The organism is Salinivibrio sp. ML290 (assembly GCF_001995695.1).
In the GTDB taxonomy this organism is placed as follows: Bacteria; Pseudomonadota; Gammaproteobacteria; order Enterobacterales; family Vibrionaceae; genus Salinivibrio; species Salinivibrio siamensis.
On sequence record NZ_MUEY01000001.1, the window covers coordinates 96998 to 116466 of the forward strand.

General features: G+C 51.8%; 20 protein-coding genes and 6 tRNA genes. 15 read left to right on the top strand and 11 right to left on the bottom strand.

What is annotated here, in order from left to right:
• Window positions 1-98: 98 nt before the first annotated feature.
• Window positions 99-1259 carry a 2-octaprenyl-3-methyl-6-methoxy-1,4-benzoquinol hydroxylase gene (locus tag BZG23_RS00505; protein ID WP_077605835.1) on the top strand — a complete coding sequence of 387 codons (1161 nt, stop codon included), beginning with the start codon at window positions 99-101 and terminating at the stop codon, window positions 1257-1259.
• A gap of 21 nt (window positions 1260-1280) precedes the next feature.
• Entirely contained in the window at window positions 1281-1892 is a 612-nt protein-coding gene (locus tag BZG23_RS00510) for an HAD family hydrolase (RefSeq protein ID WP_077605836.1), read from the top strand.
• Between the two features lie 62 nt (window positions 1893-1954).
• Here the strand turns inward: BZG23_RS00510 and BZG23_RS00515 are convergent.
• The 8 genes from BZG23_RS00515 to lolB form a co-directional block, all read right to left on the bottom strand.
• Window positions 1955-2029 (bottom strand) — tRNA-Gln (locus BZG23_RS00515).
• A gap of 17 nt (window positions 2030-2046) precedes the next feature.
• Window positions 2047-2133 (bottom strand) — tRNA-Leu (locus BZG23_RS00520).
• A gap of 50 nt (window positions 2134-2183) precedes the next feature.
• Window positions 2184-2260: transfer RNA gene (locus tag BZG23_RS00525), tRNA-Met, on the bottom strand.
• 268 nt (window positions 2261-2528) lie between these two features.
• Window positions 2529-3620, bottom strand: a complete 1092-nt coding sequence (gene ychF / locus BZG23_RS16625) for a redox-regulated ATPase YchF (protein WP_077599572.1) — start codon at window positions 3618-3620, stop codon at window positions 2529-2531.
• 24 nt (window positions 3621-3644) lie between these two features.
• A complete protein-coding gene (gene pth / locus BZG23_RS16630; RefSeq protein WP_077771035.1) occupies window positions 3645-4235 on the bottom strand; it encodes an aminoacyl-tRNA hydrolase in 591 nt (196 codons plus the stop codon).
• 193 nt (window positions 4236-4428) lie between these two features.
• Window positions 4429-5376, bottom strand: coding sequence for a ribose-phosphate pyrophosphokinase (locus BZG23_RS00535; RefSeq protein ID WP_046073862.1), 948 nt, complete (start codon window positions 5374-5376; stop codon window positions 4429-4431).
• 32 nt (window positions 5377-5408) lie between these two features.
• A complete protein-coding gene (ispE, locus tag BZG23_RS00540; protein WP_077605837.1) occupies window positions 5409-6266 on the bottom strand; it encodes a 4-(cytidine 5'-diphospho)-2-C-methyl-D-erythritol kinase in 858 nt (285 codons plus the stop codon).
• A complete protein-coding gene (lolB, locus tag BZG23_RS00545) occupies window positions 6259-6849 on the bottom strand; it encodes a lipoprotein insertase outer membrane protein LolB (RefSeq protein WP_077605838.1) in 591 nt (196 codons plus the stop codon). Before lolB ends, ispE begins: the two co-directional genes overlap by 8 nt.
• 298 nt (window positions 6850-7147) lie before the next feature.
• On the opposite strand from lolB, the gene hemA reads away from it, so the two are divergent.
• The 10 genes from hemA (at window position 7148) to BZG23_RS00595 (ending at window position 17218) form a co-directional block, all read left to right on the top strand.
• Window positions 7148-8407, top strand: coding sequence for a glutamyl-tRNA reductase (gene hemA / locus BZG23_RS00550; protein ID WP_077605839.1), 1260 nt, complete (start codon window positions 7148-7150; stop codon window positions 8405-8407).
• 11 nt (window positions 8408-8418) lie between these two features.
• Entirely contained in the window at window positions 8419-9507 is a 1089-nt protein-coding gene (gene prfA, locus BZG23_RS00555; protein WP_077605840.1) for a peptide chain release factor 1, read from the top strand.
• Window positions 9507-10352 (top strand): peptide chain release factor N(5)-glutamine methyltransferase, encoded by an 846-nt coding sequence (gene prmC, locus BZG23_RS00560; RefSeq protein WP_077605841.1) that lies wholly within the window; start codon window positions 9507-9509, stop codon window positions 10350-10352. Before prfA ends, prmC begins: the two co-directional genes overlap by 1 nt.
• Window positions 10353-10383: 31 nt before the next feature.
• On the top strand, window positions 10384-10767 hold the full coding sequence (locus BZG23_RS00565) for a SirB2 family protein (protein WP_077606005.1): 384 nt from the start codon (window positions 10384-10386) through the stop codon (window positions 10765-10767).
• 2 nt (window positions 10768-10769) lie between these two features.
• Complete coding sequence (locus BZG23_RS00570; RefSeq protein WP_077605842.1) at window positions 10770-11579, top strand: SirB1 family protein; 810 nt, start codon at window positions 10770-10772, stop codon at window positions 11577-11579.
• A 31-nt stretch (window positions 11580-11610) separates the two neighbouring features.
• Window positions 11611-12462 carry a 3-deoxy-8-phosphooctulonate synthase gene (gene kdsA / locus BZG23_RS00575; RefSeq protein WP_069361079.1) on the top strand — a complete coding sequence of 284 codons (852 nt, stop codon included), beginning with the start codon at window positions 11611-11613 and terminating at the stop codon, window positions 12460-12462.
• Between the two features lie 257 nt (window positions 12463-12719).
• A complete protein-coding gene (locus BZG23_RS00580) occupies window positions 12720-14066 on the top strand; it encodes a Na+/H+ antiporter NhaC family protein (RefSeq protein ID WP_077605843.1) in 1347 nt (448 codons plus the stop codon).
• A gap of 272 nt (window positions 14067-14338) precedes the next feature.
• Complete coding sequence (gene ushA, locus BZG23_RS00585; RefSeq protein ID WP_077605844.1) at window positions 14339-16012, top strand: bifunctional UDP-sugar hydrolase/5'-nucleotidase UshA; 1674 nt, start codon at window positions 14339-14341, stop codon at window positions 16010-16012.
• 97 nt (window positions 16013-16109) lie between these two features.
• Window positions 16110-16583: a Cys-tRNA(Pro) deacylase gene (gene ybaK, locus BZG23_RS00590; RefSeq protein ID WP_077485376.1), complete on the top strand. Its 474-nt coding sequence runs from the start codon at window positions 16110-16112 to the stop codon at window positions 16581-16583.
• 17 nt (window positions 16584-16600) lie between these two features.
• Entirely contained in the window at window positions 16601-17218 is a 618-nt protein-coding gene (locus BZG23_RS00595; protein WP_077605845.1) for a LysE family translocator, read from the top strand.
• A 69-nt stretch (window positions 17219-17287) separates the two neighbouring features.
• Here BZG23_RS00595 and smrA read toward each other — a convergent pair whose 3' ends face one another.
• Together smrA and BZG23_RS00605 are read right to left on the bottom strand one after the other, a co-directional pair.
• Window positions 17288-17872 carry a DNA endonuclease SmrA gene (gene smrA, locus BZG23_RS00600; protein ID WP_077605846.1) on the bottom strand — a complete coding sequence of 195 codons (585 nt, stop codon included), beginning with the start codon at window positions 17870-17872 and terminating at the stop codon, window positions 17288-17290.
• A gap of 145 nt (window positions 17873-18017) precedes the next feature.
• Window positions 18018-18155, bottom strand: a complete 138-nt coding sequence (locus BZG23_RS00605) for a DUF3149 domain-containing protein (RefSeq protein ID WP_046073685.1) — start codon at window positions 18153-18155, stop codon at window positions 18018-18020.
• A gap of 308 nt (window positions 18156-18463) precedes the next feature.
• On the opposite strand from BZG23_RS00605, the gene BZG23_RS00610 reads away from it, so the two are divergent.
• The 3 genes from BZG23_RS00610 (at window position 18464) to BZG23_RS00620 (ending at window position 18904) form a co-directional block, all read left to right on the top strand.
• Window positions 18464-18555, top strand: a tRNA-Pro gene (locus tag BZG23_RS00610).
• A 53-nt stretch (window positions 18556-18608) separates the two neighbouring features.
• A tRNA-Pro gene (locus tag BZG23_RS00615) sits at window positions 18609-18685 on the top strand.
• Window positions 18686-18827: 142 nt separating this feature from the next.
• Window positions 18828-18904: transfer RNA gene (locus BZG23_RS00620), tRNA-Pro, on the top strand.
• A gap of 126 nt (window positions 18905-19030) precedes the next feature.
• Here BZG23_RS00620 and BZG23_RS00625 read toward each other — a convergent pair.
• The gene (locus BZG23_RS00625) at window positions 19031-19468 is read right to left on the bottom strand and encodes a DUF411 domain-containing protein (protein WP_077605847.1); all 438 of its coding nucleotides are present in this window, start codon (window positions 19466-19468) and stop codon (window positions 19031-19033) included.
• Window position 19469: the final 1 nt, after the last annotated feature.

Below are 19469 nucleotides of genomic sequence, written 5' to 3' on the forward strand. Positions count from 1 at the left end.
CTCGGAAAAGCGAATTTGCCCTCACTTTGATCGGATTGATATCGAATTCTCGTTTACCTTCAGTAGAATGCTTGCATCAACGGCACAAAGAGACGGTCATGAATCAATTTGAAGTTATTATAGTCGGTGGTGGCATGGTTGGCGCCGCGGCCGCACTCGGGCTTGCTCGCCAAGGCCGCCAGGTGGCGTTAATCGAGCGCCAGCCCCCAGAGCCTTTTGAACCTTCACAACCGATGGACCTGCGAGTGTCCGCGATTTCTCAGGCATCGGTGAGCCTGCTCAAGGATCTCGGTGCGTGGGCGAGTGTTGAAACCATGCGTGTTTGCCCCTACCGCCGCCTAGAAACCTGGGAAGCGGAAGACAGCCGAGTATGTTTCAGTGCCGACCAACTCGACTTGCCACAATTAGGATATATGGTCGAGAACCGCTTGATTCAACTCGGCCTGTGGCAGCAGTTTGCTCGTTTTGACAATTTGCATCTCGTCTCACCGGCCTCGATCACGGGTATGACGCAGGCGGGCGAGCTGCATCAAGTCCAATTAGAGAGTGGTGACACCTTGAGTGCTCCTTGGCTTATCGGCGCAGACGGTGCCCACTCCAAAGTGAGAGATTACGCGCAAATCGGCCTTACCAGCTGGGATTATCGCCAGCACTGCATGCTCATCCATGTTGAAACGGCCGCCCCCCAACAAGACATTACCTGGCAGCAGTTTTTCCCCACCGGGCCGCGCTCGCTGTTGCCGCTTTGTGGCCACAATGCCTCGCTAGTGTGGTACGACAGCCCAGCGCGTATTCAACAGTTGTGCCAGCTCAATGCCGAACAGCTCAAAGCCGAGATCGTGAGCCATTTCCCACCGGAAGTGGGCGACGTCACTCCCATCAATTGGGGGGCATTCCCGCTGACACGCCGTCATGCGCAGCAGTACCATCGCAATGGGGTTGTGGTAATTGGTGATGCCGCCCACACCATTAACCCGCTGGCAGGGCAAGGCGTGAACTTAGGCTTTAAAGACGTCGCCGCATTGCTGGATGCGTGTGCGGATGCAGGCGCACAATGGCAAGCGGCGTCAACGTTAAAGGCATACGAAAAAGCACGCCGTACGGATAACATGATGATGCAAACCGGAATGGATGTGTTTTATACCGCGTTCAGTAACCAAGTGACGCCTTTAAAACTGGCACGTAATGCGGTGTTTAAACTGGCTGAACACAGTGGCCCAGTGAAAAAGCAGGTGTTGAAATATGCACTTGGGCTCTAGTCTTCGCGACAAGGAGGTGAAATGACTGGCTACCAGAATATTATTTTTGATATTGGCAATGTGATCGTGCGTTGGTCACCAGAAGAAATTATCCGCTTAACCTTAGGGGAAGCAGCGGGTACGGACGTTTATGCCAACCAAGTGTTTCAGAGTGACACTTGGCAAGCGCTGAATCGTGGCACGCTCACCGAGGCGCAAGCCAAGCAGCGTTTTGCCGATGACACGGCGCTTAGCCCCGCGCAACTTGAGGCATTGTTTTATTACATTAAACAGACTCAAATTTGTCTTTACGGCAGTGTCGATTTGCTTCGCTCGGCCAAAGAGGCCGGATACGGGGTTTATGCGTTAACCGATAATGTGCGTGAAATCGTGGCGTTCTTAAAACAGCACTACGCATTTTGGTCACTGTTTGATGGTGCGATTGTGTCAGCCGAAGTAGGGTACTTAAAACCCGAACCTGCTATTTATCAATGCTTGTTGGATGATTACCACCTCGACCCAGCTTCTTGTGTGTTTTTGGATGACAGGGTTGCGAACGTCGAAGGCGCGAAAGCACTCGGCATGGCGGGCATCCCCTTTACCGATGCACAGCAAGGTCGCGCAGAACTGGCCAAGCTGGGGATCGTGGTGTAGTGGATGCGGTCAACATGAGCCTTTAAACGCAAAAAAGCCCACATGATGTGGGCTTTTTAATATGGCTGGGGTACCAGGATTCGAACCTGGGAATGACGAGATCAAAACCCGTTGCCTTACCGCTTGGCGATACCCCAGTAGGCGTTGCCTAACTTGGTGCGGAGAGAGGGACTTGAACCCTCACGTCCTTTCGGACACTAGCACCTGAAGCTAGCGCGTCTACCAATTCCGCCACCTCCGCAAAAGGTGGGTAACTCGGCAATAAAAACGCTGCCAAATTACAAAAATACATGGTGGCTACGACGGGATTCGAACCTGTGACCCCATCATTATGAGTGATGTGCTCTAACCAACTGAGCTACGTAGCCACGCTATAAGGCAAAAGCCTTAAGACGGAACGGATTATGCGGATCGAGAGCCTGAGCGTCAAGTATGGCTACCCATTTTTTTATGATTTTCATCTCGTTGGCTGCAATATTCACCAGTTTGTGCTGATTTTGCCAACAGTATGCGTACAAGGCTTGCTCTGGACAGTGGTGAGGTCAGCTGTAAGACAAAAAAGCCAGCCCGTAGGCTGGCTCAAGATCATCAGGGTGGGGTCTCGACAACACACCCATGGCGCTTAACGCTTGCGCGTTAAACGTTGAAACGGAAGTGAATGACATCGCCGTCTTTAACAATGTACTCTTTGCCTTCAAGACGCCACTTACCTGCATCTTTGGCACCGCTTTCGCCATTGTTAGCAATGTAATCATCATAGCCAACGACTTCGGCGCGGATAAAGCCTTTTTCAAAGTCGGTGTGGATTTTACCTGCCGCTTGTGGCGCGGTAGAGCCAATCGGCACTGTCCAGGCGCGCACTTCTTTCACCCCTGCGGTGAAATAGGTATGCAAGGTAAGCAGCTCGTAACCGGCGCGAATAACGCGATTAAGGCCTGGCTCTTCAAGGCCCATTTCATCCAGGAACGCGGCCGCTTCTTCAGCGTCCAGCTCGGCAATTTCGCCCTCAATTTCCGCACACACGGCTACCACAGTGGCACCTTCTTGCGCGGCAATCTCACGTACTTTGTCGAGGTAAGGGTTGTTTTCAAAGCCATCGTCGTTAACGTTGGCAATGTACATGGTGGGTTTGAGCGTCAAGAAGTTAAGATACTGCACTGCGGCTGCTTCTTCTTTGCTCAACTCGACCGAGCGCAACATGTTGCCTTCTTCCAGCACGGGCAGCAGTTTTTCCAATACCGTCAGCTCAAACTTGGCGTCTTTATCGCCGCCTTTGGCTTTTTTAGCGTTGCGCTGCATTGCGCGCTCACAGCTTTCTAAATCGGCGAGCGCCAGTTCGGTGTTAATCACGGCAATGTCATCAGCAGGGTCGACTTTGCCCGACACATGGACGATATTGTCATTCTCAAAACAGCGCACCACATGGCCAATGGCGTCGGTTTCACGGATGTTAGCCAGGAATTTGTTACCCAGGCCTTCACCGCGTGATGCACCCGCGACCAAGCCGGCGATATCGACAAACTCCATGGTGGTCGGTAGCACTTTTTGTGGGTTCACAATCTTGGCTAACGCATCCAAGCGTAAGTCAGGCACAGGCACCACGCCTGTGTTTGGCTCGATGGTACAAAATGGAAAGTTAGCGGCGTCAATGCCCGCTTTGGTCAGTGCGTTAAATAGTGTGGATTTACCTACGTTTGGTAGGCCCACGATGCCACATTTAAAACCCATGAGATGGTAACCCTTTAATCAAAATTACTGTGCTTTGAAGGTATGTAAACGATTTTGCGCTTTAGCAAGATCGTCTTTGAGCAGTATTTCAAGGCTGCGAACAGCCTCGTCAGTGGCCTGTTCTAACAGGCTTTGCTCATTGGCGGGGGCTTTGGTAAGCACATATCCCGCCACCTTATCCTTGTGACCCGGATGGCCAACACCAATCCGGAGTCGATAAAATGATTTATCATTTGCCAGTTTGCTGATGATGTCACGCAGGCCATTATGGCCACCGTGCCCACCACCTTGTTTAAACTTGGCCACACCGGGTGGTAAGTCTAGTTCGTCGTGCGCCACCATGATGGCGTCGACGGGAATATTGTAAAAATTCGCCAGTGCTTGCACGGCTTTCCCGGACAAATTCATGTACGTGGTTGGGATCAACAAGCGCAGATCGTGTCCGTGGACATTGATACGGCCCGTCAAACCAAAGAATTTTTTTTCTTCTTTCAACGGCGCATTGTGGATCCGCGCAAGCTCTTGCACGACCCAAGCGCCCGCGTTATGGCGTGTTTGGGCATATTCTGGCCCTGGATTGGCCAATCCAACTAGTAAGCGGATCTGATTACTCACGACGTTTCTCGCTATCTGTCTACTCATCGTAGCCGGTGAGCATCGCGCCCACGCAAAAAGGCGACATATCCTACCATTGTTGTGACTAAAGGGTCGAGCCAGCACCGGCAAATGGCAGATAAAAAAACACCCTGCACAAGGGCAGGGCGCTTAGGCGCTGTTGCTGTGGTTAACTCAATGCCTGGTGGCTAACTTACGAGTTAAACATCGCAGAGATAGACTCTTCGTTGCTGATGCGGCGAATCGCTTCGGCCAGCATGCCAGAGAGCGTTAATTGCGATACGCGGCCTGTGGCCTGGATCTCGGCGCTCAGTGGAGTAGAGTCAGTCACCACGATTTCATCAATCACAGACTCAGCGATATTCTTCGGAGCATCGCCAGAGAAAACGGGGTGAGTCGCGTACGCGAAGACGCGCTTAGCGCCACGATTTTTCAGTGCTTCGGCGGCTTTACACAGGGTGCCACCGGTATCAATCATGTCATCAACGATGATGCAGTCACGCCCTTCAACATCGCCAATCAAGTGCATAACTTGTGAGACGTTGGCACGTGGACGGCGCTTGTCGATAATCGCGATGTCAGTGTCATCCAGTAGTTTCGCAGTGGCGCGTGCGCGCACCACGCCGCCAATGTCAGGAGACACAACCACGGGATCTTCCAGGTTCTTCGCCAGCATGTCTTCAAGCAGAACAGGGGTACCAAAGATGTTATCGACAGGCACGTCGAAGAAGCCTTGGATTTGTTCAGCGTGGAGATCGACGGTAAGGACGCGGTCAACACCCACGTTAGAAAGGAAATCTGCAATGACTTTTGCGGTGATAGGAACACGAGAGGAGCGGACGCGGCGGTCTTGACGGGCATAACCAAAGTAAGGGATCACAGCGGTTATGCGGCCAGCCGATGCACGTCGAAACGCGTCTATCATCACGACCAGTTCCATTAAGTTGTCATTGGTCGGGGCGCAGGTGGACTGGAGGACGAACACGTCACTACCGCGCACATTCTCGTTAATCTGAACGCACACTTCACCGTCAGAAAAACGGCCTACAGTGGCGTCACCCAGTGACATGTAAAGACGGTTTGCGATACGTTGGGCGAGAACGGGTGTCGCGTTACCAGCGAACAGCTTCATATCAGGCACGGTGGAAACCTCGGGTTGCATCCATTTAGTAGTCACTGACCGACGGTTTGTTGCTGCAGCGCATCAAGTAGGGGTGAACGATTCAACCCACGTGCAACAAACCCTGTCAGCCAGTTAGGCATAGTGTCGAGTGTGGCCTGGGCATCTTGTGCGGTGTCAAACTCGGCAAACACGCACGCGCCTGTCCCAGTCATCCTAGACGGCGCGTATTCTAGCAGCCACGAAACAGCCTTATCAACCTCGGGGAATTGTTTACGGGCTATCTTTTCGCAATCGTTTTCGTATTTTTGTGCCATTAGCGCAGAAACTGTGCGCTTTGGCGTGTTTCGTTGCAACTGAGGGTGAGTAAAAATTGCAGCGGTGGAAATAGACACGTCAGGTTTTACCACCAAGTAGTATTTCTCGTGTGGCGTGACCGGCGTAAAGACTTCTCCAATGCCTTCAGCCACTGCCGCCTGGCCATAAATGAAAATCGGTACATCAGCGCCCAGCGTCAGGCCCAGTTGCGCCAGCGTTTGTTGGCTGAGTTGGGTTTGCCACAAATGATTGAGCGCGACTAACGTGGTGGCGGCATCGGATGATCCACCGCCCAGACCGCCGCCCATAGGAAGGCGTTTTTCTACATCGATGTGCGCACCTTGTTGGCACCCGGTATGCTGCTGCAACGTTTTCGCGGCTTTGACAATCAAGTTGTCATGTTCACTGACTCCCTCTATTGCGGGGCTGAGGCTGATCTTACCACTTGTGTTTGGCGTAATAGTCAGCGTGTCGCCATGGTCGAGAAACTGAAACAGGGTTTGCAGCTCATGATAGCCATTGTCACGACGGCCAGTGATGTAGAGAAATAAGTTAAGTTTGGCTGGCGCGGGCCAAAAGGTGGGTTTAGTCATTATCGAGCGTCCAATCAGAAATCATCAACTTAACGGTTTGCTGGTCTCGGGTCAGGGTAATACGTGTGGGTAGCGCAGGCTGCGTATCAGCACGGTAATCTTGATAGTCAATGTCCCAGCCTTGCGACCCTTTGAGGATCGCGACACGGTTGTCTGGCCCCAGCGAAAAACCATCTTGTGCGCGTGGTAGTCCAATGAGCCAAGGCGCAAGCGCGTCGATAGGCAAGTGTGCACCAGTCAAATAGGCGACCAAACGGGCCGGATCGGTATCTTGATAGCGCTTACCTTGGTCATCAATCAAGACCGCACCTTGTTCATTCATGGTTAACGACAGCAAGGTAGTCCCGAGAAAATTGGTCAGGCGCAGTTGAGACTGCTCGGGGGTATGTTGCCAATAGAGATTGGCGGAAAAGCGCGTGCTAGGGGCAATAAATGCGACCTTTCCGCGTGCCGTGTAGCTATCTATCGACGCAAGGGCATCGTGATGGCTTTGCCATTCCGTGGTCGGGGCTGGCGCGGTGGCACACCCCGCGAGTAGCGCTAAAAACAGTGCCAAGACGCTCACGCGTACAGAGGAGAACATCAAACCGAGTATCCTTTTTGTTTTCGTCAACCGACCGGTTGTTGWCGTTAGTCGACCCCAATCGTTGTGTAACGCTACTTTGCCACAAGCGCCGGATGGAGAGAAGCCAGTCAAGCGCTTGGTTGTGTGGAGGAAAGAAAGGAATGTTTGTGGTTGTACACCTTTACATCGATCTCGCGAGGCTTCACATTTCCGTGCCACGAAAATGCTGCGATACAATGTTCGCTTTAATTCGCGGGGGGCATCAAGTAAAATCCTCCGCTCCAATCCTTACTGGTGCTGTCGGTAACAACGCTTCATGAGCCTGTTAGTTCTCGGAATTAATCACAAAACGGCCCCCGTCGAGCTGCGGGAAAAGGTCGCCTTTTCGCCGCAACAACTTGAGCAGGCGTTAGGGCAGCTTTCCGAGCATCCGCAGGTGCGCAGTTGCGTGATCGTTTCAACCTGCAACCGTACTGAGATTTATGCTGAGTTAAACCAGCCGGGTGTCGGGGTATTGGTTGAATGGCTAACGCGCTTTCATCAGCTCAGTAGCGACAGCCTAATGGCCAGCATTTATTACCATGAAGAGCAATCTGCGGTGAAGCACTTGATGCGGGTGGCGTGCGGGTTAGACTCCTTGGTGTTAGGCGAGCCGCAAATACTGGGGCAAGTGAAGCAAGCGTACGCCAGTGCCGGTGACGCGGGAATGATTTCTGGCTCATTGGAGAAATTGTTTCATAAAGCCTTTGCGGTGGCGAAGCGGATCCGTACCGAGACCGAGATTGGCGGCAATGCGGTGTCAGTGGCCTTTGCTGCTTGCACATTGGCGCGCCAGATTTTTGAGTCGTTATCCGACGTAACCACCTTGCTCGTGGGCGCTGGCGAGACCATTGAACTGGTGGCCAGGCATTTAAAAGAGCACCAATGCAGTCAGATTATTTTTGCTAACCGCACACAATCACGCGCGCAGGCACTTGCCGAGCAATTTGACGCGAAAGTGTCGGGGCTCGATGCCCTTGAAGAGCAACTCTGCCACGCTGACATTGTGATTAGCTCGACGGCGGCGCCTATGCCATTGATTGAAAAGGCGATGGTAGAAAAAGCCTTGAAACAGCGGCGTCACCAACCCATGTTGCTGATTGATATAGCTGTCCCGCGTGATATTGATGAGGCTGTAGGCAATCTTGCTGACGCGTACCTATACAGCGTGGATGACTTACAGTCGATTGTGGAGCACAACCGCGAGCAGCGAAAGTTAGCGGCGATTCAAGCCGAAGTGATTGTGACCGAAGAGAGTGCTGATTTTATGCGCTGGCTGCGCTCACGCGAAGCGGTAGACAGTATCAAGCAGTATCGTACACAGTCTGAACACATTAAACAGGCGGAATTGGAGCAAAGTATTCAGGCTCTAGCCAATGGCGCTGACGCAGAAAGCGTATTACGCCAGCTGAGTAACCGTCTGACCAATAAACTGATCCACCCCCCCACGCAGGCGATGCAGCAAGCTGCACAAAATGGTGAACCAGATAAACTGGCGGTGATGCGTGTTTGTCTGGGGCTGGACAGTGACAACTAACGAAGAGACATATGAAAGCATCAATATTAGCCAAGCTAGAGTCGCTATCTGAGCGTTACGAAGAAGTCCAGCACCTGCTCGGCACCCCAGACATCATTAATGATCAGAACAAATTCCGCGCGTTGTCGAAAGAGTATTCGCAGCTGGAAGAGGTGATCAAGTGCTTCACTGAGTTCAAGCAAGCGCAAGAAGACTTAGCGGCTGCAAAAGAGATGGCCAACGAAGATGACGCAGAGATGCGTGAAATGGCGCAAGAAGAAGTGGCGCAGGCTGAACAAACCATTGCATCACTGACCGATCAGCTCCAGATCCTGCTGCTGCCAAAAGATCCGAACGATGACCGCAACTGCTTCCTGGAAATTCGTGCCGGTGCCGGTGGAGATGAAGCTGGGATTTTTGCTGGGGATTTATTCCGCATGTATAGCCGTTATGCTGAGCAACGCGGCTGGAAACTGGAAATTATTAGTGCCAGTGAAGGGGAGCACGGCGGCTTTAAAGAAGTGATTGCCCGTGTTGCCGGTGAAGGCGCGTATGGTGTGCTGAAGTTTGAATCTGGCGGCCATCGTGTACAACGCGTGCCAGCCACTGAGTCACAAGGGCGCGTGCATACCTCGGCCTGTACTGTAGCGATTTTGCCAGAAATCCCAGAAGCGGAAGCGCCAGAGATTAATCCAGCCGATCTGAAAGTTGACACCTTCCGTGCATCCGGTGCCGGTGGTCAGCACGTCAACACCACAGATTCTGCGATTCGTATTACTCACTTGCCGACTGGCACTGTGGTGGAATGTCAGGATGAGCGCTCACAGCACAAAAACCGCGCCAAAGCGATGTCGGTATTGGCAGCACGCTTGATTAAAGCGGAAGAAGAAAAACGCGCCGCAGAAGAGGCGTCAACCCGTCGTAATCTGCTGGGTTCGGGCGACCGCTCAGACCGGATTCGCACCTACAACTATCCGCAAGGGCGGGTGTCGGATCACCGAATCAACCTGACTTTGTATCGCCTCGACGATGTGATGCAAGGTGACCTGGATAGCTTGGTCGACCCGGTGATTCAAGAGCACCAAGCCGACCAACTTGCCGCTTTGTCTGAGCAGCAGTAATGACAGCAACGATCAGCGCATTACTGGCCGATAGCACCACAGAGCTGACCGCCTTATCGGGCGGCTCTGCAGGCGTCGACGTCAGGGCGTTGCTCTGCCATGTGTTAGGACAGCCAAGCAGTTACCTTTACACCTGGCCAGAGCGCAAACTCACTGCAGCACAATTGGCGCAATTTCGTCAGTTGTTTGCTCGTCGCCTCCAAGGTGAGCCCGTGGCGTATATTTTGGGTTATCGCGATTTTTGGACGCTACGACTGAGTGTCTCACCGGCGACCTTGATCCCGCGCCCGGAAACCGAGCTGCTGGTGGAGCAAGCGCTGGCCGTGCTACCTCCGACGCCTTGTCGTGTACTGGATTTAGGTACAGGGACGGGCGCCGTGGCCTTAGCCATTGCCAGCGAGCGCCCCGATATCACTGTCGTGGGGGTTGACTTGATGCCTGAAGCGGTGGCCTTGGCAAGCCGAAATGCGCACGACAACCACCTCTCAAACGCACATTTTATTCAAAGCGACTGGTTCAGCGCACTCAGTGATATGAATCGGTTTGACGTGATTGTGAGTAACCCACCGTACATTGATGGCGATGATCCACACCTTCAGCAAGGCGATGTCCGCTTTGAGCCTGCCAGTGCCTTGGTAGCCGAAGAAAGTGGCTTAGCCGCGATTCGTCATATCGGTAAAATTGCGTCCACGTACCTGGTCGATGGGGGCTGGTTGATGGTCGAGCATGGTTACAATCAAGGCGAAGCGGTCCGGGCGGCATGGAAAGACGCCGGCTGGCCCGATGCCAAAACACAACAAGACTACGCTGGGCTCGATAGAGTCACCTTGGCACAGCGACTTTAACTGACACTGATAGGAAGCAGGAATCGTTATGATCTACATGGCCCTCAAGCACACCCACTTATTGACCGTGGTGTTAAGCCTTTCGTTATTCGTGATCCGATTTATCTGGGTGATGCGTGGCAGTGAGATGATGAATAAAAAATGGGTTAAGGTCACCCCGCACGTGGTCGATACCCTATTACTAAGCACCGGTGTTGCGCTGATTTTTGTGACCGGGTTTATTCCCTTCACCGAATCTGGCGCGTGGCTGACTGAAAAGCTGACCTGTGTCTTAGCTTACATTGCTTTGGGCTTTGTCGCCTTACACTACAGCCGAGGCAAGTTATTCCGCACCGTGGCCTTCTTGGGTGCGCTGGGGTGGGCGTATGCTGCGGCTAACCTTGCCCTTATGAAAGTTCCTCACTTAATGGGATAAGCATGATGCCATTAACCGATCAACAACTAGACGCGCTGACACTGGCTGAAGGGGCTGCAACCCTCAACCATGCCATCGACCCGTCTGTCGATGTGCATCAAGTGAAAGCGTCACTGGACCGTCTTGCCGACGAAGCAGAGCATCAGCTTGGTGCCGAGCCTGATATGGCGTTACGCCTAGATGGCCTGTGTCGTCTGTTTTATCACCAGTGGCAATTTAAAGGAGACATTGAGCAGTACTTTTCATCTGACAATGTTTTTATTAATAAGGTGTTAGAGCGTAAAACTGGGATCCCAGCCTCATTGGGCGCCGTCTTCTTATACCTGTGCGAGCGCTTGTCGTTGCCCGTTAAACCAATGGCGTTTCCCAGCCAGCTCGTACTGCGTATTGATGAATTAGAGGACGCCCCCGTTTTCATCAACCCGTTTAACGGCGAGCGTGTTAACGAGCGTATTTTGCGTGGCTGGCTCAAAGGGAGCCAAGGGCCACTTGCCGAGCTTGAAGCGTCGCACTTGCAGTCCAGTGACAACCCCACCATCATCGGCCGTTGGCTGACCGTGGCGAAAAGTGCTTTGTTAAGGGAAGAAAAGTATGCCATGGCGCTGCGTTGTAGTGAGCTGGCGCTGACCTTTAGCCCTGATGATCCTTACGAAATTCGCGACCGCGGCTATATTTTCCAACAATTGGATTGCGATCGTGTGGCGGCGACTGATTACGAGTATTTTATTGAGCAATGCCCGGATGACCCGGCAGCAGAGCTGCTAAAAATGCAAGTAAAAGCGCTTAACGAAGAGCAACCGACGTTACATTGATGCGTGATGACGCATGACTAAGGATACCTGTATGACGCAAAAAACCGTCCACATTGGCGATACACCGGTTGCCAATGATCGCCCGTTTACCTTGTTTGCTGGCATGAATGTGCTGGAGTCACGCGATTTGGCCATGCAAATATGTGAGCATTACGTCAAGGTCACCGACAAGCTTGGCATTCCCTATGTGTTTAAAGCTTCATTCGACAAAGCGAACCGCTCGTCAGTGCACTCTTACCGTGGCCCAGGCATGGAAGAGGGGCTTAAGATCTTTGAAGAGCTAAAAAGCACCTTCGGCGTCAAAGTGATTACTGACATCCACGAGCAATATCAAGCGGCACCCGTAGCGGAAGTGGCAGATGTGATCCAACTGCCGGCCTTCCTCGCACGTCAGACTGACTTGGTTGAGGCCATGGCCAAAACGGATGCGGTGATCAACGTTAAAAAACCCCAGTTTATGAGCCCTGGACAAGTGGGCAACATCGTCGATAAGTTTGCCGAGTGCGGTAACGAGAAGGTGATCTTGTGTGAGCGTGGTAGCTGCCACGGTTACGATAACTTGGTGGTGGATATGCTCGGCTTTGATGTGATGAAAAAAGCCTCTAACGGCAGCCCGATCATCTTTGATGTCACCCATGCGCTGCAATGCCGTGATCCACAAGGCGCGGCATCGGGTGGACGCCGTCAGCAAACGGTTGATCTAGCTCGTGCGGGTTTAGGCACCAAAATTGCCGGTTTGTTTATCGAAGCGCACCCAGACCCAGACAATGCGCGTTGTGATGGGCCGTCAGCGCTGCCACTGGACAAGCTTGAGCCGTTCCTGGCACAAATGAAAGCGCTGGATGATGTGATTAAAAACTTTGAAGAGATCGATATTCGCTAATTGACGGTCGATCGATACCGATACTAAAGCTGCCGAAATGGCAGCTTTTTTTGTACCTGCGGACACACGATATGGCAGGCATGACGAGGTGGTCGCGTGCACCCAAGCACGAATTCAGAGTTATTAACTGAGCAACCCGTCAGCAATCTAGACAAGCAATCAAGATATTTAGATGTTTAGACGTCCATTTGTTGACTGGACGGCTAGAGGTCTGTAACCTTGATCACAGTTTTAAAAGAGGTATTACAAAAACTGCCATGACAACATCAGCAAACACCACACCGCGACCCTCAGCGCTCGCACTCCTCCCCCTACTTTTATTTTTAACCCTTTTTATCGGGGCGGGCGTGTATTTTACCCTAGAAGGTGCGGACTACGCGTTTTATCAGCTTCCTGCGCACGTTGCTATTCTGCCAGCAGTGATTTTGGCCATTGGCTTGAGCCGTGAGCGTCTGAACACCGCCATTGAACAATTTATTCGCGGTATGGGGCACGGCGACATTATTGCCATGTGCTTGATTTATTTGCTCGCTGGCGCCTTTTCCGCGGTTGCCGATGCCACGGGTGGGGTAGAGGCCACGGTTAACCTCGGACTGACCCTGATCCCAGAAAGCTTAATCTTACCCGGGCTATTTGTGATTGCCGCTTTCATCTCAACGGCAATGGGCACCTCAATGGGCACCATTGCCGCATTAGCACCGTTTGCATTGAACATGGCGACAGCCACGGGGCAGGCACCAGCCGTAATGGCCGGTGTGCTGCTAAGCGGGGCGATGTTTGGTGATAACCTTTCTTTTATCTCTGACACCACCATCGCTGCAACGCGCTCACAAGGCTGTAGCATGCGTGACAAATTCAAAGAGAACGTGGGGATAGCCATTCCCGCCGCGGTTGCCGCGATTATTCTGTTTGTGTTTAACAACCAAAGCGCACCCGTTGACGCACCAGAGAGTATTAACTATCTGGCGGTATTACCCTATTTGTCGATCATTGTATTGGCGCTGGCGGGATTAAACGTGTTTGTGGTGCTCACCGCTGGGATTGCATTGGCGCTGTGTGTGGGGTTAATGAGCACCCCAGACTTCACGCTGCTGACTTTCAGCCAAGAGGTCAAAGCAGGCTTTGCCAGCATGCAAGAAATCTTTGTCCTGTCGCTGATGATTGGCGGAATTGCCGAGCTGATGCGCTGCCAAGGCGGGCTGAGCTTTTTGACCCAAGCTGTCAATCGAGTGATCGCCCGCTTTGAGAAAAAACGTGGATCGCATCACTCCCGTGCGAGTGAATTTGGTATTGCCTTGTTGGTGTCTTTTTCCAACTTGTGTACCGCCAACAACACGGTCGCGATTGTGGTCTCTGGGCAAGTGGCGAAAAACATTGCCAGTGAGCACGCGGTGCCGGCCAAACGCAGTGCCAGCTTGCTGGATATCTTTTCTTGCGTGGTACAAGGCCTGATCCCTTATGGCGCACAAATCTTGCTCCTTGGTGCCAGCTTTGGTTTGTCGCCGTTGGTGATTGTTAGTCACTCTTACTACTGTTTCTTCCTCGCAGCGTCCGCAGTGATTGCGGTGATTAGTCGCCGATGGTGGCAAGTGCGTCGCGCTTAATTGCGGTTGTGGGCACCTAACGGTGCAGCCTTTTCTTGCCTAGAGAGGTAAGCAAAGGCTGCGCCGTTTTTGAACCGTCTAGAGTGCAGGCTCTAGAAATTTTGTCTCGATCACCAAAGTCGCCTTAGCTAGGCGTTGTAAGGTGATCGCAGCAACAAAAATATGAAATCACTCAGCACCATAGCATCAATTCTTTTAGACTAGATAGCGTTTTATAACCACCGACAATGATGTCGATGGTGGTTTACCCATCGCTAAAAAGGTCTATGATCATGAAGGAACGTCTTTGTTTAAAGGCAGCGGTCAGCGCTGCGTTAATTGCATCATTGGCAGGCTGTGCCAACTCTGGTTCAGAGACACAAGAGCAAGGCTGGGCGCCAGATACCACGTATAAACTCACCATTCTTCATACTAACGATCACCACGGTCGTTTCTGGCACAACCGCTATGGCGAATACGGCATGGCAGCACGTAAAACCTTGATTGATGATCTGCGTGCAGAAGCCAAAGCGGAAGGCAGCCAAGTACTGCTACTGTCGGGCGGCGACATCAATACCGGTGTACCAGAGTCAGACTTGCTGCAAGCGGAGCCTGATTTTAAAGGGATGACCCAAATTGGTTACGATGCGATGGCTATCGGTAACCATGAGTTCGATAACCCGCTTAGCGTGCTTGAACAGCAAATGCAGTGGGCCGACTTCCCGATGCTTTCTGCCAACATTTACGACAAAGAAACCGGTGAGCGTAAGTATCAGGCTTACGAGATGTTTGAGCGCAATGGGTTGAAAATTGCGGTTGTGGGTCTGACCACCGAAGACACGGCCAAAATCGGTAACCCAGAATACATTGGCTCGCTCGATTTCCGAGACCCGAAAGCGGAAGCGAAAAAAGTGATCGCCAAGCTCAAAGAAACCGAGAAGCCTGACATCATTATTGCGGCGACCCACATGGGTCACTACGCAGACGGTAAAAGTGGTGTTAACGCCCCAGGCGATGTGGCGCTAGCACGTTACATGGATGAGGGTGATCTAGACCTTATCATCGGCGGCCACTCACAAGAGCCGGTGTGTATGGAAGGCCCGAACATGTATAACAAGAGCTTCGAGCCTGGTGATGCCTGTACGCCGGACCAACAAAATGGCGCGTGGATTATGCAAGCCCACGAGTGGGGTAAGTACGTCGGTAAAGCGGAATTTGAATTCCAAAACGGCGACCTTAGCCTGGTTAGCTATGACCTGATCCCGGTTAACCTGAAGAAGAAAATTAAGGTTGATGGCGAGAAAAAACGCGTCTTTATTCAAGATGAAATTGAAAAAGACCAAGCGCTGTATGATTTCTTGAAGCCTTACCAAGACAAAGGCCAAGAGAAACTAAGCGTGAAAATTGCCGAGAGCAACGGCAAGTTAGTGGGCGATCGCAACATTGTGCGCTTCCAGCAGACTAACTTAGGTCGTCTGATTGCAACCGCTCACATGGAGCGCGCCAAAGCCGACTTTGCGGTCATGAACTCAGGCGGTGTGCGTGATTCAATCATTGCCGGCGACATCACCTACAAAGACGTGCTCAAAGTGCAGCCATTTGGCAATATGGTCACCTATACCGACATGAGTGGTAAAGAAGTGATGGATTACCTGAATGTGGTAGGAACCAAGCCAGTTGATTCGGGTGCCTATGCGCAATTTGCGGGTCTGTCGATGGTCGTTGAAGACGGTAAAGTCCATGACGTGAAGATTGGCGGTGAGCCAATTGATATGGATAAAACCTATCGCTTCACCGTGCCAAGCTTTAATGCTGCGGGCGGCGATGGCTATCCAAAACTGACTAACCACCCTGGTAACGTCAATACCGGCTTTGTTGATGCAGAAGTACTGAAAGACTATCTGGAAGACAACAGCCCAATCGATGTCAACGACTATGCGCCACAAGGCGAGATCGTTTACAAATAAACGGCTGCAAGATTGTCAGAATAAAAAGCGGTACCGATGCGGTGCCGCTTTTTTTATGTAATTATTAGTGGCTGGTTTACAAACAAGTGGGAAGACGATGACGCCTGCAATCAAATTAGCAGAAAAACAAAGCATTGCGTTTGAAGTTCACCAGTACCAGCACGATCCCAATAACCTTAATTTTGGAGAAGAAGCTGTCCAAGCGTTAGGGCAAGACCCTGCTCGGGTATTCAAAACACTGTTGTTTTGTATTAATGGTGACAGCAAGCAGTTGGCGGTGGCGGTTGTCCCGGTGAAGGGCAGCCTCAATCTAAAAGCCGCTGCCAAAGCGGCGGGTGGCAAGAAAGCGACCATGGCCGATCCGCAAGTGGCACAGCGCACAACAGGCTATCTGGTGGGCGGGATCAGCCCCCTAGGCCAGAAAAAGCGGTTACCGACATTTGTCGACAGCTCCGCACAGCAGTTTGAGACCATTTGCGTCAGTGCTGGGCGGCGTGGACTGGAAATCGAACTCTCACCGGATGATCTGCTGTCATTAACTGCAGGGCATTATGCCGCGATTGGCGAATAAATAAGAAGGATACACAGATGACACTTACCATTTGGGCGTCGCTCGCGTTGGTTTGTATGCTAGGGGCGATGTCGCCAGGTCCTAGCTTGGTGGTAATGGCAAAGCATAGTCTTGCCAATAGTCGCTTACATGGCATTGTCGCTTCATGGGCGCATGCATTGGGGGTAGGCCTCTATGCGCTCATTACCATGCTAGGGTTGGCGGTTATTTTTAAGCAGTCCCCGTTGCTCTTTACCATTATTGCCTATGCCGGCGCTGGCTACCTTGCTTGGTTAGGGGTGAAGTCCTTGCTGAGTAAAGGYGGGGTKGCRGCTAAATTAGAAGCGGGACAACCCGCCAGTTTAGGTGAGGCGGCACGCGATGGGGCGATGATCTCAATGCTCAACCCCAAACTGGCCCTGTTTTTTATTGCCTTGTTTAGCCAGTTTGTTGCGGTGGGCACGGATTTATTTAGCCGTAGTGTGATTGTGTTGACGCCATTATTGATTGATGGGCTTTGGTACACCTTGATAGCCTTTTTGTTATCCAGCCCTGCCATCGTCGACAAGCTACGTCACCATGGCGCGTGGGTGGATAAGCTCTCGGGCGTGGTATTGATTGCATTAGCCGTGCGTGTGGTGGTTACGCTGCAATAGCGAGACGCTGCAAGGGATGCAGACGGACGCGTTATTAAAAAGACTGGCAGCTAGCCAGTCTTTTTGCATTTAGGGGCGGTGGCTTAAATGGCGCTCGCGGGTTTCTAGCTTCTTCTCTTGGCTTTTTTTGATCATCACATACAACGCGCCGGTACCGCCTTGGTGACGCAGAGCCGAATGGTAGCAGAGCACGTCTGAAATTTGTTGTAGCCACTGACAGACATAGCTTTTCATCATTGCCGGTGGGTTACTGCGCTCGCCTTTTCCATGCACAATGATCACGGTGCGCACATCCATGCGCTGGCTTTGTTTTAAAAAGCGTAAAATTTCATCGCGGGCTTTTTCTAATGACATCTTGTGCAGATCCAGCCGTGCGTTGATGTCATATTTGCCGAGTCGCAGCTTGCGAAACACCCCATCTTGAACACCATCACGCTTGTAGGCCATTACCTCGTCGGGTTTTACCATGTGCGCGTACTCGAGTGACAGATATTCAGGGTCGCTGTTTGCCAATTTTTGCGCGGCCTGTTGGCGTGCAAGCTGGGCTTCAGTAGGCTGGTGCGATCCTGTTTGATCCTCAACCGTGTCCTGCTTGATGGGCGCGACATCTGACATCATTTCTCGGAACAGCTCAAATTCGTTTTTATCACTCATCACTACATTGCCATGTGCGTCGTGGAGTCATTTGGGGACAGTATAAACGAAAATAAAAAAAGAAACCTAGAGTCACACTCTGTGACCAACCATGCAACTCTAGGTTAAGCAAGTTTGCTTAAAGATAGGTAGGCAATAAAACAGGTTATTGAGGTTTGGAAGTCATCACTTTGTAGACAAAATAGCCGCCGAAAAAGCTGATCAGGCCAAATGTACAGATGATGACAATCATGGATGACAAGCCCACGGCGTTGCCGAAAAGTAGATCAAGCCAAAAGTCCATAGTCTGTACCCTCGTGTCCGTTAATGTAGGATCAGGATGCCAATAGGAATCGGGTTGAATACTGATCAGGATCAAGAGAAATGTCGAACAAATTATCAACATTTGTTAACAACGATCTGATCACAAACTGCGCGCAACTGATGCGAGTTTCACCGTTTAAAGTGGTTGAATGAAAAAATACGCCGCTAGGGCTTGAGGTTTTGCGATGCTTGAGTATGATAGGCGACCTCAGCAGGCAGGATGCACTTAAACGCATACTGAGCTGCTTGACAAGTTTGATACCTATTCGTAAAACTTGTCAGAGATGTCGGTGAATAGCGCAGTTTGGTAGCGCATCTGGTTTGGGACCAGAGGGTCGGGGGCCGGAAGCCGGTCCAATCGAACCCTTCTTCACCGACCACTATTTTTAAGCTCGGTAATCTAGGGTTGCTTGGCTGATGTAAAGAACATTGTCGGTGAATAGCGCAGTTTGGTAGCGCATCTGGTTTGGGACCAGAGGGTCGGGGGTTCGAATCCCTCTTCACCGACCACTATTAAGGTAGTGGAGAGCGCATTTGGTCGGAGGCCGGAAGCCCGGTCGCGCGGAAGGCCGCCCCATCGAAGCCCTCTTCACCGACCATTATTTTAAAACTGAGTGATCGAAGGTTACTTGGTTGACGTAAAAAGCATTAACGGTGAATAGCGCAGTTTGGTAGCGCATCTGGTTTGGGACCAGAGGGTCGGGGGTTCGAATCCCTCTTCACCGACCACTATTCGGGTAGTGGAGAGCGTATTTAGTCGGGGTCCGGAAGCCGGTCCAATCGAATCCCTCTTCACCGACCAACGCAAAACCCCAGCCGAGAGGCTGGGGTTTTTTCGTTATGCTGACGGTGAGCTTATGGTTTTGGGTAATGCTGGAAGGCTTGTGTGTTGCCTTCGTCATCAAACGCCATCACCGTGTAAGGCTGGTGGCGGTCACCATATTCCATACCCGGCGAGCCCATCGGCATGCCGGCCACTGCTAGGCCTTCTAACCCAGTATTGGTAGCGAGAAGTTTTTTCACCTCTTTGGCTGGCACATGCCCTTCAATCACATAGCCGTTGATGCGTGCTGTGTGGCACGACTGCATATCGGCAGGCACACCCATCTCTTGCTTGATGGATGCCATATCATCATGCGATTTGACCTCTAGCTCAAAACCGGCTTGCTCCATATGCTCAACCCAGTCATCGCAACAGCCACAGCTGGGAGATTTATACACCACACCGCTCGCGGCCATTGCCGAGGCGCTCATTAGACCCACTGTTGCTACAAGTAGTTGTAAACGCTTCATT

What these genes read in the sequence shown, in the direction of transcription:
- lolB (WP_077605838.1), bottom strand. Translation starts at nt 6,849, where the DNA reads ATGTTCTCCTCTGTACGCGTGAGCGTCTTGGCACTGTTTTTAGCGCTA.
- BZG23_RS00570 (WP_077605842.1), top strand. Translation starts at nt 10,770, where the DNA reads ATGATGCCATTAACCGATCAACAACTAGACGCGCTGACACTGGCTGAA.
- ychF (WP_077599572.1), bottom strand. Translation starts at nt 3,620, where the DNA reads ATGGGTTTTAAATGTGGCATCGTGGGCCTACCAAACGTAGGTAAATCC.
- kdsA (WP_069361079.1), top strand. Translation starts at nt 11,611, where the DNA reads ATGACGCAAAAAACCGTCCACATTGGCGATACACCGGTTGCCAATGAT.
- BZG23_RS00605 (WP_046073685.1), bottom strand. Translation starts at nt 18,155, where the DNA reads ATGGACTTTTGGCTTGATCTACTTTTCGGCAACGCCGTGGGCTTGTCA.
- BZG23_RS00505 (WP_077605835.1), top strand. Translation starts at nt 99, where the DNA reads ATGAATCAATTTGAAGTTATTATAGTCGGTGGTGGCATGGTTGGCGCC.
- ybaK (WP_077485376.1), top strand. Translation starts at nt 16,110, where the DNA reads ATGACGCCTGCAATCAAATTAGCAGAAAAACAAAGCATTGCGTTTGAA.
- smrA (WP_077605846.1), bottom strand. Translation starts at nt 17,872, where the DNA reads ATGAGTGATAAAAACGAATTTGAGCTGTTCCGAGAAATGATGTCAGAT.
- ushA (WP_077605844.1), top strand. Translation starts at nt 14,339, where the DNA reads ATGAAGGAACGTCTTTGTTTAAAGGCAGCGGTCAGCGCTGCGTTAATT.
- prfA (WP_077605840.1), top strand. Translation starts at nt 8,419, where the DNA reads ATGAAAGCATCAATATTAGCCAAGCTAGAGTCGCTATCTGAGCGTTAC.
- prmC (WP_077605841.1), top strand. Translation starts at nt 9,507, where the DNA reads ATGACAGCAACGATCAGCGCATTACTGGCCGATAGCACCACAGAGCTG.
- BZG23_RS00625 (WP_077605847.1), bottom strand. Translation starts at nt 19,468, where the DNA reads ATGAAGCGTTTACAACTACTTGTAGCAACAGTGGGTCTAATGAGCGCC.
- BZG23_RS00580 (WP_077605843.1), top strand. Translation starts at nt 12,720, where the DNA reads ATGACAACATCAGCAAACACCACACCGCGACCCTCAGCGCTCGCACTC.
- ispE (WP_077605837.1), bottom strand. Translation starts at nt 6,266, where the DNA reads ATGACTAAACCCACCTTTTGGCCCGCGCCAGCCAAACTTAACTTATTT.
- hemA (WP_077605839.1), top strand. Translation starts at nt 7,148, where the DNA reads ATGAGCCTGTTAGTTCTCGGAATTAATCACAAAACGGCCCCCGTCGAG.
- BZG23_RS00510 (WP_077605836.1), top strand. Translation starts at nt 1,281, where the DNA reads ATGACTGGCTACCAGAATATTATTTTTGATATTGGCAATGTGATCGTG.